Raw genomic sequence first — 15,176 nt, 5'->3', positions numbered from 1 at the left:
AAGGAAGGTGGTGAACGGATGAATCGAAGAACGAAAAGGTCTCTCTCAGAAAAACAGATGGGTTACCTGCTGATTTTTCCTGCCCTGATCATTATTCTTGTTATCGCGATTTGGCCTGTTATGCGATCCTTTTGGATCAGTCTGCACGACATCCGGTTGAACGACCCGACGAAATCAGAGATTCACTCTTCATACGGGCTTGATATGGAGCGCTACGTAAGCACGCTTCCCAACCTGCTCCGTTATGTGAAGAGGGAGGCGGACGCTACAGAAGGGTCATCCAAGGAAAAACTGAACACGCTCAAAGAGCAAATCGAGCAAATGAACACTTCCCTCAACCAAACAGGCGAGATCGCGAGTCGTTATCAAATGATTGACCAGCTGTTGCTGGATTTCAAGCCAGTTCCCACAGAACTCAAATATGTGAGTCTGTCGAACGAACAAACAGAGTCAATCAAGAAGACCTTGGCAGGTGTAAGAGCAGTCCTATTAAATATGAGTGAGCAAAAGCTACTCGCAAAGCCTGAGGGTGCACTCGGGGTTATTCAAGGAATAGAAGCTTCCATCATAGAGCCCAACTACGTCGGTTTTGCCTACTACAAGAAGTTTTTAACCGATGCTCGTATGTGGGGGGCTCTTTACAACACCACGTTTTTTACCGTGATCTCCGTAGCTATTGAATTAGTGCTCGGTATGATGATCGCACTATTAATCAACCGCCCGTTCCGCGGAAGGAGTCTGGTTCGGGCTACGGTGTTAATCCCATGGGCAATTCCAACTGTCATCTCCGCGTTAATGTGGAAGTTTTTGTATGATGGACAAAATGGCATTGTTGCTTATCTCTTTGAGCAGACAGGATTGATCTCAGATATGGGGATGCTTCTCACCACAAAGGCTGGTGCAATGTTTTCCGTTATTTTGGCGGACGTGTGGAAGACGACGCCGTTCATGGCCTTGCTCTTGTTCGCAGGCTTGCAAACGATCCCGCATAGCTTGTATGAAGCAGCGTCTGTGGATGGTGCCACCCGCATCCAGCAATTTTTTCGCATTACGCTGCCGTTGCTGAAATCAACGATTCTGGTGGCGTTATTGTTCCGTACTCTCGATGCATTCCGCGTGTTTGACCTGATTTATACACTGACAGGCGGTGCCCCAGGGAACTCGACAGAGACGATTTCCATCTATGCGTATAAAACGATGTTTGCACAGATGAGCTTTGGGGAAGGCTCGGCGCTCGCTGTCATTGTGTTTTTATGCGTGGCGGCAATCTCCATCGGCTATGTCAAAATACTGGGAGCGGATCTGCTTGGCGATGGCAGCGGCAGATAAGGAGGTGATTGGATGCGCAAACATACGAGTCCCTTGTTCTACGTAGGTCTCTTTGTATTCATCTTTCTTGTGATGTTTCCGTTTCTCTGGATTCTCCTCGCTGCATTGAAGCCGCCAGCGGAGCTGTTTGGAGAGCGAGCCTTTCATTTTATCATCCAAAATCCTTCCTTTGACAACTTTGTCCGCGTATTCACGGAGCGGCCGTTTGCACGGTACTTGTGGAATTCGACAGTAGTGGCGACGTTAACCACACTGTATTCCATTACGATCGCTTCCTTTGCCGCATACGCGATTGCATGGTTGTCCTTTCGGGGAAAGGCGCTCATATTGGGAGTCGTACTGGCTGTCTCCATGTTTCCACAGATCGCTACGATTTCTCCGATCTTCATGTTTATGCAATCGATGGGTTTAACAAATAGCTATCTTGGACTGATCATCCCTTATACGACCTTTGCGTTGCCACTCGCGATCTGGAATTTGACGATTTTTTTCCGCAAGATACCGAGTGATTTGGGCGAAGCAGCCAAAGTAGATGGTGCGAGCATTTGGCAGACGATGACAAAAGTGTTTTTCCCGCTCGCCATGCCTGGGGTTTTTACGACGGCCATTCTCGTCTTTATTGCATCGTGGAACGAATTCTTGTTCGCTTTGACCTTGAATACGCAGGAAGCGATGAAGACAGTACCAGTAGGAATTGTTATGTTTCAGGGGATGTTTACGATCCCGTGGGGTGAAATATCTGCTGCCTCTATCATTGTGACGATCCCGCTGGTTGTGATGGTGTTGATTTTCCAAAAACGAATTATATCTGGCCTGACTTCAGGGGCTGTAAAAGAATAAAACGGAGTTTGTCTGGCAAATGTGATTATGATACGGTAGAAGCAGCAATTAGAAAGCGAGTTGACGGACGCTTGAATAATCTCACCAAATTTCAGATCAACAAACCAGCTCATGAAGTGTTCGAAGCATTCGTGGACCCCACGAAAATCGGCAACTTCTGGTTCTCTTCCAGCTCAGCAAGATGGGAGGAAGGGAAAAATATTACGTTATTCTACGATATTTACAACGCAGAAGTAGGGATTACGATTCTCGAAATCGAAGTGAATAAACGAATCCTTTTCCAGTGGGCTGGAGAAGCGAATACCGTATCCATTACGCTAAAAGAATTGGATGAAGCGACAACGGTTATTGAAGTGAACGAAGAAGGCTTTCAAAAAAATGATCCTGAGCTTGTTCAAAAAATGGTAGACAATAAAGAAGGCTGGGTCTACGTGTTATCATGCTTGAAGGGGTATCTGGAGCATGGGATCAACACATTAAGAGAAGGGCTTGTGAGATAGCCCCAGGAAAGGGGATCGCACGCTTTGACTTCTACTAGCTTCGAGCTACACGTCACAGCGGACGTAGTACGTGCTGGTCATGTGAACAATGTGAAATACTTGGAGTTTCTGGATATGGCGCGGGAGCCGTGGTATCACTATTTTCGAAGTGTGGGTATTATACCGTTTATCGCAAATTTGAATGCCAGCTACAAGAGAGAAGCATTTTTGGATGATCGTCTTTTCATCGAAACGATGCTAGCCAGTGTAGGTAATAGTAGTTTTGTTTTGAAGCATACGATTACGAATCAGCATCAAGAACTTGTCTTAGAAGCCGAAGCTACGTTAGTTGCCATGTGTCTCGAGACGAGGGAAAAGATCCGTGTACCGGATGAAATGCGAGAACAAGTTCAGCGATAAAAGATAAAGCCCGATCCTATGCGATTCGGGCTTTTCCTGTTGTACTATTTAATTCCGAGGCTTCGCTTTTTTCGAACGAGCGTTGAAATATTCACCTGCAGCTTATCCGCACACTGCTGCATGGTGTCTGTCTCCTTCAAAAGGCGGTGGATATACTCTCTTTCAAAACGTTCCACGGCTTCTTTTAATGGCAGCGGCTCATCCATTTTGACGAGATGAAGCGGCAGCGATGTCTGTTGTGAATTGCGAATGGATGCGGGCAATTGGTCAAATGTAATCCGCCCATTTTCACACATGTGGAAGGACCGTTCCACCACATTTTTCAGCTCGCGTGTATTCCCTGGCCAATCATAATCCATCAGAGCTTCCAAAGCATCTGTCTCGATGCGCATTTCTTGCTGGTACTTCCATTCGAGCTTTTTCAAATAGTAGAAAATAAGTGCCGGAATATCCTCACGGCGCTCACGCAAGGGTGGAATGGTGAGAGCGAGCACGTTTAGGCGGTAGAACAAATCTTGCCGAAACCGCCTTTGTTCCACCATCGCTTCCAAGTCACTATTGGTGGCAGCGATGATTCGCATGTTTACCTGACGTGACGTTTTTCCACCAAGTCTTCGAATCCGTCCATCCTGTAGCACATTCAAGAGCTTCACCTGTAACGGAAAAGGCAGATCCCCAATTTCATCGAGAAAAATGGTCCCTCGATCGGCAAGCTCAAACAATCCTTCCTTCGATTGACTGGCCCCTGTAAAAGCCCCTTTTTCATAGCCGAACAGCTCTGATTCGAGCAAATGCTCGGGAATAGCCCCACAGTTAATCTTGATGAACTCTCCCGTACGACCGCTTTGGGCGTGAATGTAGTTCGCCAACACGTCCTTACCCACACCTGACTCGCCGAGCAAAAGAACCGGAGAGTCGTTTGTCGCAAAGCGTTTGGCGAGTGAGGCAACGCGATGCATGAGGCTACTGCGATAAATCATCTGCTGGTCAAAATCACCATCGGTTTGGATATGCTCCAAAGCCTTTTGATAAGCGGAACTGATCTGGCGCGTTTCCTCCAGCTCCTTCTGAAGCTGGTTCAGCTCTGTGACGTCGCGTACATTTCCCACGACAAACAATAATTCCTTGTTCGAATCGAGCAGTGGGGTAGCCGTATTAATTGCTTGCCGACCGTTCGCATAATCGATGACGACACTATGCGTTTGTTTCGTCAAAATCGTTCGCACGGCAGAAGAGTCAGGAACGAGATGCATTTCCTTTTGCTCCATAAAACTGAAGTTATTCAAGATGTCGGCGGGAACTCCCGTGATGTTCAGGTACGCCTCGTTATAGAGCAGGACATAGCCATTGCGGTCACAAATCGCTAATCCATCGTGGGACGTACTGAAGATGGTTGTCAGCAATTTTGCAAGCTCATGGTTGTCACTGGCTTGAAAATACTTGGTTTGATACATCGAAGTCCTCCTATACAGGCTTGTAAACGAAATAATCAGAATTAATCATCCGTGCGCAAAAATGCATATGCAAAAATGATCAATATACGTTTGTTTTGCTGTGAAATCGCTTTCAAACGTTTGGCATGCTACTTGCTCTTCTATAGGGAGGAATGCAGGAGCAAGCAATTAGGCTTTCATTATGGAAAAAGAGAGGGATGTTTCCATGTCTTCATTATATCAGGTATTGAATCCAGCGGGTGAGCTGGTAGGCGATCTCAAGGGGCAATTAGACGAGGCGACGATGATCAAGATGTATGAAAATATGATGCTGGTTCGTCAGTTTGACCGCAAGTCGATTAATCTGCAGCGCCAAGGCAGAATGGGCACCTATGCTCCTTTTGAAGGGCAAGAAGCCTCCCAAGTGGGCAGTGCAATGGCATTAACACCTGGAGATTGGCTGTTCCCAACCTACCGAGACCATGCTGCGGCGATCGTCCATGGACAATCCATGGCACGCGTGTTCCTCTACTGGATGGGTCATATGGAAGGAAGTATCAGTCCGAAGCATTTGAATATCATGCCGCCTTGTGTTCCGATCGCGACACAAATGGTGCATGCCGTCGGGACTGCCTGGGCGAGCAAGCTGCAAAACGAACAGCATGTCAGCATTGCGTATTTCGGAGACGGCGCGAGCTCGGAAGGCGATTTTCATGAGGCATTGAATTTTGCAGGTGTATTTCAAACACCGACCATCTTCTTCTGTCAAAACAACGGCTTCGCGATCAGTGTTCCGTTTTCACAGCAGTCTGCATCAAAAACGATTGCACAGCGTGCGGCCGCTTATGACATCCCTGGGGTTCGGATAGACGGCAATGATATCTTCGCAGTTTGGCTGACCATGAAAGAAGCCATGCAACGTGCACTGGAAGGCAAAGGGCCGACTTTGATCGAAGCCGTGACATTCCGCTACGGTGCACACACCACTGCAGATGATCCAAAGAAATACCGCGACCAAGAGAGCTTGTCTGAGGAATGGCGTACAGAACGCGATCCACTCCAACGTCTGCGTGTATATCTGGAGAATCAAGGATTGTGGAGTGAAACGAAGGAAGCAGAGCTAATTGCTCGGGTCAATGAACAAATCGACGCGGCTCTAGTCGAAGCAGAGAGCTATCCGAAGTCCAAGCCAGAGGACATGTTCAAGCACGTGTATGCCGAGCCATCGTGGATGGCAACGGAACAGGAGAGCGAGCTCGTCAAGCCATCGAAGCAGGAGGGAATCCCAGCATGATACGCAAACTGACCATGATTCAAGCCATAACCGAAGCGATGGATCAGAAATTGGCAGATGATTCACGCATTATGCTTCTGGGAGAAGATATCGGTGTGAATGGTGGCGTGTTCCGGGCGACAGAAGATTTGATTCATAAGTACGGTCCAGATCGTGTGGTGGATACGCCGCTCGCTGAAGCAGGCATTATCGGGGCAGCTATCGGTCTTGCGATGAATGGGAAGATCCCTGTGGTCGAGATACAATTTCTTGCTTTTATTTATCCGGGCTTTGAGCAAATTGTTTCGCATGCGGCACGTATGCGCTACCGGACTCGCGGACAATACCATGTTCCAATGGTCATTCGCACGCCGTACGGAGCCGGGATTCGTGGCCCAGAGCTCCATTCGGAGAGTGTCGAAACGTTTTTTGCCCATGTGCCAGGTTTAAAGGTAGTGGCACCAAGCACGCCTTATGACGCAAAAGGCTTATTGATTGCGGCGATGGAAGATCCCGATCCGGTCATTTTTTTGGAGCCGACCAAGCTGTATCGGGCGTTTAAACAAGAGGTGCCGGAAGAGCTGTACCGCGTGCCAATTGGAAAAGCGAAGGTTGTCCAAGAAGGTACGGATGTATCCATTTTTGCTTGGGGAGCTATGCTTAGAGTCGCGGAGGATGCAGCAAAACAGATCGAGCGCGAGAACGGATTAAGCTGTGAAGTGATTGATCTGCGCACGCTCTATCCATTGGATCGGGATACGATCATAGCCTCGGTCAAAAAGACTGGACGTGCTGTTGTTGTACACGAAGCACATAAGACGGCCGGGTTGGGTGCAGAGATCATCTCCATGATCAATGATGAAGCATTGATCTACCTGAAGGCTCCAGTAAAGCGGATCACCGGATTTGACGTGCCCGTCCCGCAATTTTCCATCGAGGATGATTATTTGCCGACAGCTGAGCGCGTGAAGGACGGAATAATGGAAACGGCTACGTTTTAGGAGAAGGAGCGAGTCATATGGTTGAGTTCAAGCTTCCTGATGTGGGAGAAGGTATGCACGAAGGAGAAATCGTAAAAGTACTCGTTCGCACGGGTGAATCCGTTCAACAGGATCAGCCATTGCTGGAAGTACAGACAGATAAAGTGAACGCGGAGCTGTCTGCGCCTGTAACTGGCGTCATTCGCGAGATTTTCATTGTAGAAGGGGAAACGGTAGAGGTCGGAACTACGCTGCTCGTGATAGATGCAGGTACGGAACCAAAGAAGGAAGAGGAAAAGCTTCCAGAAAAGGTGGCAAACACAGAGAAGACAGTCAATTTTGCTCCGGTTCGTACGGACCATCGACGCTCATTGGCTACACCATACGTGCGGCAGCTGGCGCGGGAAATGAAGCTGGATATCGAGCTGGTCACAGGTACAGGAGCTGCTGGACGTGTGACGGAAGAAGATTTGCGCCAATTTGCCAATCGCATGCAAAACTCGGTACCAGCCCAGTTTCCGGCGACGGCTGCTAGTCATGGACGTCACTTGGAGGCAAGTGCAGCGGCGGTTGAGACTACACAGCTTCAGCCGAAAACGGAAACTGTCACTCGAGTAGCCACCTCCTCGCAGGGAGATATCCAAAGACTACCGTTAAAAGGGATTCGGAAAAAAATTGCCGAGCATATGGTGAAATCCGTCACGATTATTCCACATGTCACATCAGTGGATGAACTGGAGATGGATCAGCTGCGTGCCTTACGCGAGAGGTTGAAGCCACATGCGGATAAGCGAAATATCAAGCTGACCTTCCTGCCGTTCTTTATCAAGGCGCTGGTTATTGCACTCAAGGAATTCCCGATGTTGAATGCATCGATAGACGATAGCACGAATGAAATCTTGCTCAAGCGCTTCTACAATATCGGTATCGCCACGGATACGCCTGAGGGTCTAATTGTACCAGTCATCAAGGATGCAGACCACAAATCGATCTTTCAACTCGCAGAAGAAATCAATCAACTGGCTCGATTGGCTCGCGAAGGCAAACTGACCATGGAGCATATCACAGGTGGAACGTTCACCATTAGCAATGTGGGGCCAATCGGGGGGCTACAGGCAACGCCGATCATCAATCACCCCGAAGTGGCCATTATTAGCTTGCACAAAATGGAGAAGCGTTGGGTGGTGCGTGAGGATGAAGGCGTCATTCGTTGGATGATGAATCTGTCACTCTCGTTTGATCATCGCCTGATCGATGGCGTGACGGCCGTTCGTTTTACTAACCGGATCAAAGAGCTGCTGGAAGATCCGAATCTATTGTTTGCGGAGATGGTATAGATGGTAGTCGGCGAAGTAGCAGTTGAAACAGATGTGGTTGTTATCGGTGGGGGACCTGGAGGTTATGCAGCCGCTATTCGTCTCGGACAGCTGGGGCAATCTGTCGTTCTAATCGAAAAGGAAGTACTCGGTGGCGTCTGCTTGAATCGCGGATGCATCCCGTCGAAAGCCCTGATTCATACAGCGGGCGAATACCATAAGCTGAGCAATCTGAAAAAGCTTGGTATCCAGCTCCCGACAGGGGAGGCCACATTTCATATGCCAAGCTGGCAGGCGTGGAAGTCATCCATCGTTTCTCAGCTGAATAAAGGGGTCGATCATCTCTGTCAAGCGAATGGTGTGACAGTGGTGAAGGGGACAGCGACATTTCTTTCCAGCGATCGAATCGGCGTGGAGACAGGCAGGGATTTTGAAACGTACAAATTTAAACAAGCGATTATCGCTACAGGATCACGTCCATTCATTCCCTCGTTACTGACTCCAGATGGCGTGCATATTCTGGATTCTACGCATATGCTGGCGCAAGAAGAGGTACCGAAAACACTGGCGATCATCGGTGGTGGCTATATTGGGATGGAGCTCGGAATGGCTTTTGCCAAGCTGGGATCGCAGGTGACTGTTGTAGAGGCAGCGGAGCGTATTTTACCGCAAACAGCCGCCCATCTCTCGCAGGAAGTGCTCAAGCAGACGAAAAAGCTCGGGATGACAGTGAAGACCGCGACAAAGGTAGAGAAGGCAGAGGTTGTGGATGGCAAAGTCTCCCTCTCATTACGTTCAGAAAAGAACGGATCTGAAAGCATCATGGCACATAAGACGCTCGTGACGATAGGGCGTGTGCCCAACACTGGCGAGCTCGGTCTTGCCCAAGCGGGAGTCGAAATGGACGAGCGAGGCTATATACCGGTGAACCCAACGGGTAGGACGAACAAGCCTCATATTTTTGCTATCGGCGATGTAACGCCAGGTCCTGCATTAGCCCATCGTGCGACGAAGCAAGGGATTGTAGCTGCCGAGGTGATCGCAGGGCTGCCTAGCAGCGTAGATTCACCGTACGTGCCTTATGTGATTTTTACCGAACCGCAAATCGCTGGCGTTGGGATGACACGAGAAGAGGCAGAACGCCAAGGGTATCGAGTCAAGGTCACAGCTTTTCCTTATCGAGCAAACGGCAGAGCGTTAGCTATGGATGAGGGAGAGGGCTTCGCAGAAGTGATTGTAGATGAAGAGAGTCATTTACTGTTGGGCATGCATGTAGTAGGTGCAGATGCTTCGAATTTGATCGGCGAGGGTGTACTTGCATTGGAGCTTGCTGCACGCGTAGAAGATGTAGCGTTGACCATGCATCCCCATCCAACCTTAAGTGAGGTATGGCTGGAGGCTGCCGAGGCTGCGTTAGGTCATGCCATTCATATCGTAAATAAATCAAAAGTCGCTGCGACCTGATAAGCTTATCGTGAAAGCTTAGAGCTATGTGACGGATTTCAGTTGAAGTCATGAGTATCGAGATTCATCAAGATTCGCACTTGCATGAATGTGCTACGCTTGAATTAATCTCGTGCAAAGGATGTGTGGTCTTGAATGAAACTGAATCACGTCAATCTTACCGTTACGGATGTTCCAGCTGCTTCTGATTTCTTGGAGAAATATTTTGGTCTGAAAAAGCTGGATACCTCCGAAGATGCTCGTGGAGATAATTTTGGGGTCCTATTTGACGATGACGGCCTCGTGTTTACTTTAATGAAGGGCGCCGAAGTCCAATACCCCAAGACTTTTCATATCGGCTTCATCCAGGAGAGCGAAAAGAAGGTAAATGAAATCAATCAACGCTTAAAAGAAGATGGGTTTCAAGTAGCGCCGCCTGTAAGAGCGCATGGATGGACGTTTTATGTGAAAGCCCCTGGCGGATTTACAGTAGAGGTTCTTGCGTAACGCATATACACATAGTGGAAAAAGCCCTCTTTTCAAACCAAGAAAGAGGGCTTTTTCTCGGATATTAAACGTGCAGACTCTCTTTTTTCTCGTAATGGAATCCCATTTGATAGCCACGTTCCAACAGCTGTTCGATATGAGCAGGATTTTGAGCCAAGGTATCATAGAGGAACTCAACCCTCGAATCATTGATGCCGACATAACTGGAGATTCCGATATTGAGCTGGTGAGCCATCATTTGGTCATAATTTCTTTTTGCAAAATGATCTTCTGGAGCAGCTGCTAGACCGATCCACAATGCTTGTTTATGATGCAGCTTACGTGAGCCATACGCGAAGCCGTTGTTCCAAACGCGATCAATATATCCTTTCAGCATGGCGGGCATGCTAAACCACCAGATCGGAAAAATGAAGGCTAATGCGTCGTGTTTTCTCATCCGTTCCATTTCGATCTCAACCTCTGGAGAATATTGCTTATTTCCATTGTTCCAATCTGGCTCGTCGGCCTCCCATAAAACAGGGTCAAATCCGATACGATGCAAGTCCAATACCTCTACCTCGTGTCCGGCATCTGTCAGGCCCGAAACGAAACGTTCTGCAACGGCAAAGGTCAAAGAATTCGTCCGAGGATGGGAAACAACTGTCAGTATTTTCATATTCATGCACCCTCTATTTCTGTTTTGATTTGTATGCCAAAATCTTTGATGCGGGCGATAGCGGCGTCGATAGGAAGCAGTGTGTCAGGAAGATAGACTCCTCCAACTGCTGGTGGCTTGCCGTCCCATCCAAGAATGCGCTCAATCGCTAGTAATACCCCAAGTGCTGTCATATGTGCATGGCCCCAAGGATCAGAGACGCTGATATGATAGGTGGCCGCTTTTTCGTTTTTCAACGTTCCCTTCATCTCGATGAACAAATCTTGGGAGGCTGATTTGCCAACTCGTGTCCCAATGGAATCTCCCAATAAAAAGTCAAACCGTACGTTTGGAGCACCAGTGATCGTGGCCAAATTGGGTACATCCAGGAGCGCCATCGGGAAGCCCTCAACCGAATAATCATCCGATAGTCGCACCAATCTCCCATGTTGTGTTGCATCGACCCATTTCCATTGCGCATCTTGCCGCAGCAGCGCACGGCTGATAAAGCCTTCTGATTCTTCCAGCGTCGACGGTCCAATCAAATCGCGTTCGTCGTGCATACTCGCCAATAGAATGGAATCGACCACGGCAAAGTCCAAAGCTGCCTGTGCAGCGACCCATGTCAATATCCCCGTCTGTGCGTGACCAAGTGGGACGATTGGTCGTTTCGGTGGCTTGTGCAGGGCCGCAAATGTAAGAGTGGATAGCTCATCCGCGAGCTTCGTAATCCCAATGTGGGCAATCCCTTTCGTCAAGGCAGCTTGGAGGAGCACATCTCCAGGGTCTTGCACGGCGGCGACGATCAAATCCGGTTCGCCTAGTTCTTCTACCGTTTGACCGTTCGTCAAGTCAAGGTAGGCCGTATGAGAATGGCCGAGTTCACGAGCGAGAGGAGCGCCTTTTTCTGGATTGCGACCTGCGAGTACAATCTCGACATCAATGTTGATGCTTCGGATTAGGCGAGCGATAGCACTGTCAATGACACCGTAGCCGCCCGCGATCAGTATGCGATTCGCCATGTTTCGTCCCTCCATTTTTACAAGTAAGGTGCTGGTATAACCGAATCATGCACCATATAATGGAATGTGAAAAGTACGCACTTTTTTGTGCTTTCGATACCAAAAAGTAATATAGGAACCAAAAAGTTCCTGTAAAAACGGTGAGTAATGAGGGAGGAGACCAATTCATGAGGCCGAAGCTCAAGCATACATACCAGATTCCTTCAGAGGCTACGCTAGATGTATTAGGCGGAAAATGGAAAACATTGATATTATGTCAGTTGTACTATGGGCCGAAAAGAACGAGCGAATTGAGAAAGCAAATGCCGGAAATTACACAAAAAGTGCTGACACAGCAGCTTCGCGAGCTAGAGGAGGACGGAATCGTCATCAGGACCGTGTACAGCCAAGTACCACCAAAGGTCGAGTATGAACTGAGTGAAATAGGTGAATCGCTCAAGCCAATCATGGATCTCATGTGCGAATGGGGCGAACGTTACATTCGAGGGGAAATACCAGGGAAAGAGTCTTCGGAAGTGTAAGGTGATCGAAGGAGGAACGAACACGTGCAATCTCCCTTGTTTCCAGCAGCAGATCCTACACAAACTCGGTTCGATACCGAGCTTTTAACGGAATTTGACAGAAAGATCAGAAAAGAAAAGATCGTCAGCTGCCTCATCATTCAGGACAGCAATCTCGTCTTTGCATACTACAAAAACAAGAAGCACGCACAGAAGCTTCAAAAGATTAATTCTTGTACAAAAAGCTTTATCTCGGCGCTCATCGGGATTGCACTGGATCAAGGGGTGATCCCTAGCTTGGATACTCCTATTGTTCACTATTTTCCTTATTTGGAGAAGGAAACGGTTGATCCAGTAAAGCGCTCCATTACTTTGTTTCATTTGCTCACGATGACACCCGGCTTTGATTGGCCAGAGTTCGGCGAGTGGCAATCTTTTCCACGGATGCTGTACAGTCCCGATTGGGTGCGGTTTGTGCTGGATCGACCTTTGCTTGACCAACCGGGGGAGAAAATGAATTATAATTCTGGATGCTCGCATCTATTGTCTGCCATCCTGCAAAAGGCAAGTGGTACGAGTACCTATGATTTTGCCCAAAAGCATCTTTTCCGGCCATTGAACATGCAAGATTCGTATTGGTATTCGGATGGACAGGGGATTCATAACGGAGGGGACGGATTACGTCTTACTTCGAATGATATGGCAAAGCTAGGCTTCCTCTATCTACAAAACGGTAAGTGGCAAGACAAACAGATTGTGCCAGCAGCCTGGGTTCAAGAGTCGATCCAACCCAAATTCCGGACATACGAGAGGATTGGCTCGTATGGTTTACATTGGTGGAGTAATCGAATCGATCCTAGCAAGGACTGGACAGAGGATAACTGGTATTATTTTGCCCTCGGTTTTGGAGGGCAGTACATCATTGTTGTTCCGTCCCGTGACTTGATCGTGGTTTTCAACAGTGAAATATACGATCATTCTTTGCGGCCGCTTGCCTTATTCAGGCAGTATATTTTGGCGGCGTCGTAGTCAAATTTCGATCCATTTAAGAAAAACCAGTTCAGGACACCACAGTGGTGCTGAACTGGTTTTTCATTTCACTGAAACATTCTACTTGGACATGTCGTCTGTAATAGAAAGCGTTACACGAGCTTTGAATTGCAGGCACTACAGCACCCAGACCATCCCAAGATGCATTCAAATAGTGGGAGTCATGGGAACAAGTGACATGGTATGTGGATAATGAATGACCTCTATACCCATAATACTTGGTAATTACCGATGACAGAAAACGAAGAATCAGGGAGTGTGAAAAAATGAAAAAATGGAGACTATTATCACTGATGGTGATTGCTGTAATGGGATTAAGTGCTTGTGGTGGACCCGCAACACCTGATGTTATGGAGCAGGTTGAGGTCGTACCAAACCCTACGTATACAATTGGTAGTGAAGTGATCTTGAAAGCGAATCACCAGCCAGGGATGCAAGGGGCTAAAGCAAAAATTGTGGGAGCTTACGACACGACGGCTTATTCTGTGACCTATACACCTACAACTGGTGAACCACCAGTGAAGAATTATAAATGGATCATTCATGAGGAGATCAAGAATCACATCAAACAACCGTATGATCCAGGAACAGAGGTTGTCCTGAAGGCTGAACATGCGAAAGGGATGTTGGATGCATCAGGGAAGCTCGACACGGCCGAAACAACGACTGTCTATATGGTCAATTACACTCCTACTACGGGTGGTGGAGAGGTCAAAAATTATAAATGGGTGACGGAAAACGAAGTATCACCTGTGAAGTAAACGAAGACAGGATCAAGTAAGGGCAGCTCAGGCTTTTCATGGCCAAAGCTGCCCTATTGATTTTTCAAAGAAAGTGCAATACTCACGTCAGTACTTGATTGAAATACGAGATTCGAAAAAAGAGCGATGTTTTGCTCTTTTTTTGCTTTGCAAGGATTTTTCGTGACAATCGATCGTTAATGCATTATAGTAACTTTATTACTAATAGTAAGTTAATAAACATCAAGATTACCACTGAATAGAGACCGACGTTTATGGTCAGCTTGAAAGTAGTACGAAGAACACGATGTTATGAAAACGAGGTGGCATTTTCTCATGAATTTTCATCAAAGTCCCAATACTTTTGTCCGTCAAGTAACTCTGAAGGTGCAAGACCTGGACCGCTCTCTGGCTTTTTATCAAGAGGTCATCGGGTTTAAAATTTTGAACCACACTGCCACGAAAGCGGAATTGACTGCGGACGGAAAGACTACGTTGCTTTCCATCGAACAACTCAATGACGCATTACCGAAACAAAATCATACGACTGGTTTGTATCATTTTGCACTTTTGCTGCCAAAACGCTCCGATTTGGCCAGCATTGTGCGCCACTTCTCAGCAATGAATTTGCGCATTGGGTCATCTGATCATCTCGTCAGTGAGGCTCTTTACTTGTCGGACCCGGATGGCAATGGTATTGAAATTTATATCGATCGTGATCCTGCTGAATGGAGCTGGAATGGCAGCCAAGTAGACATGGCCACAGATCCGTTGAATTTTGCAGATTTGTTGTCCAGTGAACCACAAACACCGTGGGATGGACTACCTGCGGATACCATTATGGGACATATTCATCTACATGTTTCGAAGCTGGATGAAGCTGAACATTTTTATACCAAAGGACTTGGCTTTGAGGTAGTGAACCGATATGGAGCACAGGCTCTGTTCATCTCTACTGGCAAGTACCATCATCATATTGGGTTGAATACGTGGGCTGGTATTGGTGCTCCACCGGCACATCCGAACAGTCCCGGACTTGAATCGTTTGTTCTGGTGCTCCCTCATGTAGAGGCGAGAAATTGTGTAATGGCTCAGCTAAGAGAAATCGGTGCGCCTGTTCAGGAGGAAAGCGGTCATTTTGTCACGGTGGACCCTTCTGGCAATCGGATTAAACTGCACGTGTAAGGGAAGTCATTGGAGAGGAGATGAA

At 47.7% G+C, this 15,176-nt stretch carries 16 protein-coding genes; 13 read left to right on the top strand and 3 right to left on the bottom strand.

The features are described from left to right. Positions 1-18: 18 nt before the first annotated feature. Genes AB1L17_RS03170 through AB1L17_RS03155 form a run of 4 tightly spaced genes read left to right on the top strand, consistent with a single transcriptional unit; the run spans position 19 to position 3,068 of the window. Positions 19-1,329: a carbohydrate ABC transporter permease gene (locus tag AB1L17_RS03170; protein ID WP_412844082.1), complete on the top strand. Its 1,311-nt coding sequence runs from the start codon at positions 19-21 to the stop codon at positions 1,327-1,329. Between the two features lie 12 nt (positions 1,330-1,341). Then, complete coding sequence (locus tag AB1L17_RS03165) at positions 1,342-2,169, top strand: carbohydrate ABC transporter permease (RefSeq protein ID WP_412844081.1); 828 nt, start codon at positions 1,342-1,344, stop codon at positions 2,167-2,169. Positions 2,170-2,177: 8 nt separating this feature from the next. After that, complete coding sequence (locus tag AB1L17_RS03160) at positions 2,178-2,669, top strand: SRPBCC family protein (protein WP_412844080.1); 492 nt, start codon at positions 2,178-2,180, stop codon at positions 2,667-2,669. 24 nt (positions 2,670-2,693) lie between these two features. After that, positions 2,694-3,068: an acyl-CoA thioesterase gene (locus AB1L17_RS03155; protein ID WP_412844079.1), complete on the top strand. Its 375-nt coding sequence runs from the start codon at positions 2,694-2,696 to the stop codon at positions 3,066-3,068. Positions 3,069-3,112: 44 nt separating this feature from the next. Here AB1L17_RS03155 and AB1L17_RS03150 read toward each other — a convergent pair whose 3' ends face one another. Beyond that, complete coding sequence (locus AB1L17_RS03150; protein ID WP_412844078.1) at positions 3,113-4,522, bottom strand: sigma-54 interaction domain-containing protein; 1,410 nt, start codon at positions 4,520-4,522, stop codon at positions 3,113-3,115. Between the two features lie 205 nt (positions 4,523-4,727). Here AB1L17_RS03150 and pdhA point away from each other — a divergent pair, with 205 nt between their 5' ends. From pdhA to AB1L17_RS03125, 5 genes are all read left to right on the top strand, one after another. Further along, a complete protein-coding gene (gene pdhA, locus AB1L17_RS03145; protein ID WP_412844077.1) occupies positions 4,728-5,795 on the top strand; it encodes a pyruvate dehydrogenase (acetyl-transferring) E1 component subunit alpha in 1,068 nt (355 codons plus the stop codon). Then, positions 5,792-6,775, top strand: a complete 984-nt coding sequence (locus AB1L17_RS03140; RefSeq protein WP_412844076.1) for an alpha-ketoacid dehydrogenase subunit beta — start codon at positions 5,792-5,794, stop codon at positions 6,773-6,775. The genes pdhA and AB1L17_RS03140 overlap by 4 nt, the downstream gene beginning before the upstream one ends. A 17-nt stretch (positions 6,776-6,792) precedes the next feature. After that, positions 6,793-8,091, top strand: a complete 1,299-nt coding sequence (locus AB1L17_RS03135; protein ID WP_412844075.1) for a dihydrolipoamide acetyltransferase family protein — start codon at positions 6,793-6,795, stop codon at positions 8,089-8,091. After that, complete coding sequence (lpdA, locus tag AB1L17_RS03130; protein ID WP_412844074.1) at positions 8,092-9,534, top strand: dihydrolipoyl dehydrogenase; 1,443 nt, start codon at positions 8,092-8,094, stop codon at positions 9,532-9,534. A 135-nt stretch (positions 9,535-9,669) separates the two neighbouring features. Beyond that, positions 9,670-10,020, top strand: a complete 351-nt coding sequence (locus AB1L17_RS03125; RefSeq protein ID WP_412844073.1) for a VOC family protein — start codon at positions 9,670-9,672, stop codon at positions 10,018-10,020. 64 nt (positions 10,021-10,084) lie between these two features. Here the strand turns inward: AB1L17_RS03125 and AB1L17_RS03120 are convergent, their stop codons facing one another. Next, entirely contained in the window at positions 10,085-10,675 is a 591-nt protein-coding gene (locus AB1L17_RS03120) for an NAD(P)H oxidoreductase (protein WP_412844072.1), read from the bottom strand. 2 nt (positions 10,676-10,677) lie between these two features. Then, on the bottom strand, positions 10,678-11,676 hold the full coding sequence (locus tag AB1L17_RS03115; protein WP_412844071.1) for a Rossmann-fold NAD(P)-binding domain-containing protein: 999 nt from the start codon (positions 11,674-11,676) through the stop codon (positions 10,678-10,680). Between the two features lie 167 nt (positions 11,677-11,843). Here AB1L17_RS03115 and AB1L17_RS03110 point away from each other — a divergent pair, with 167 nt between their 5' ends. The 4 genes from AB1L17_RS03110 (at position 11,844) to AB1L17_RS03095 (ending at position 15,151) form a co-directional block, all read left to right on the top strand. Further along, the gene (locus tag AB1L17_RS03110) at positions 11,844-12,197 is read left to right on the top strand and encodes a winged helix-turn-helix transcriptional regulator (RefSeq protein ID WP_412844070.1); all 354 of its coding nucleotides are present in this window, start codon (positions 11,844-11,846) and stop codon (positions 12,195-12,197) included. A gap of 24 nt (positions 12,198-12,221) precedes the next feature. Further along, complete coding sequence (locus AB1L17_RS03105) at positions 12,222-13,205, top strand: serine hydrolase domain-containing protein (protein WP_412844069.1); 984 nt, start codon at positions 12,222-12,224, stop codon at positions 13,203-13,205. Positions 13,206-13,492: 287 nt separating this feature from the next. Further along, positions 13,493-13,987 carry a YdhK family protein gene (locus tag AB1L17_RS03100; protein WP_412844068.1) on the top strand — a complete coding sequence of 165 codons (495 nt, stop codon included), beginning with the start codon at positions 13,493-13,495 and terminating at the stop codon, positions 13,985-13,987. A 315-nt stretch (positions 13,988-14,302) separates the two neighbouring features. Beyond that, a complete protein-coding gene (locus AB1L17_RS03095; protein ID WP_412844067.1) occupies positions 14,303-15,151 on the top strand; it encodes a VOC family protein in 849 nt (282 codons plus the stop codon). Positions 15,152-15,176 lie beyond the last annotated feature (25 nt).

Source organism: Brevibacillus jepli, from assembly GCF_047229145.1.
Taxonomy (GTDB): Bacteria; Bacillota; Bacilli; order Brevibacillales; family Brevibacillaceae; genus Brevibacillus.
This window is presented reverse-complemented; position numbering and strand designations above follow the sequence as displayed.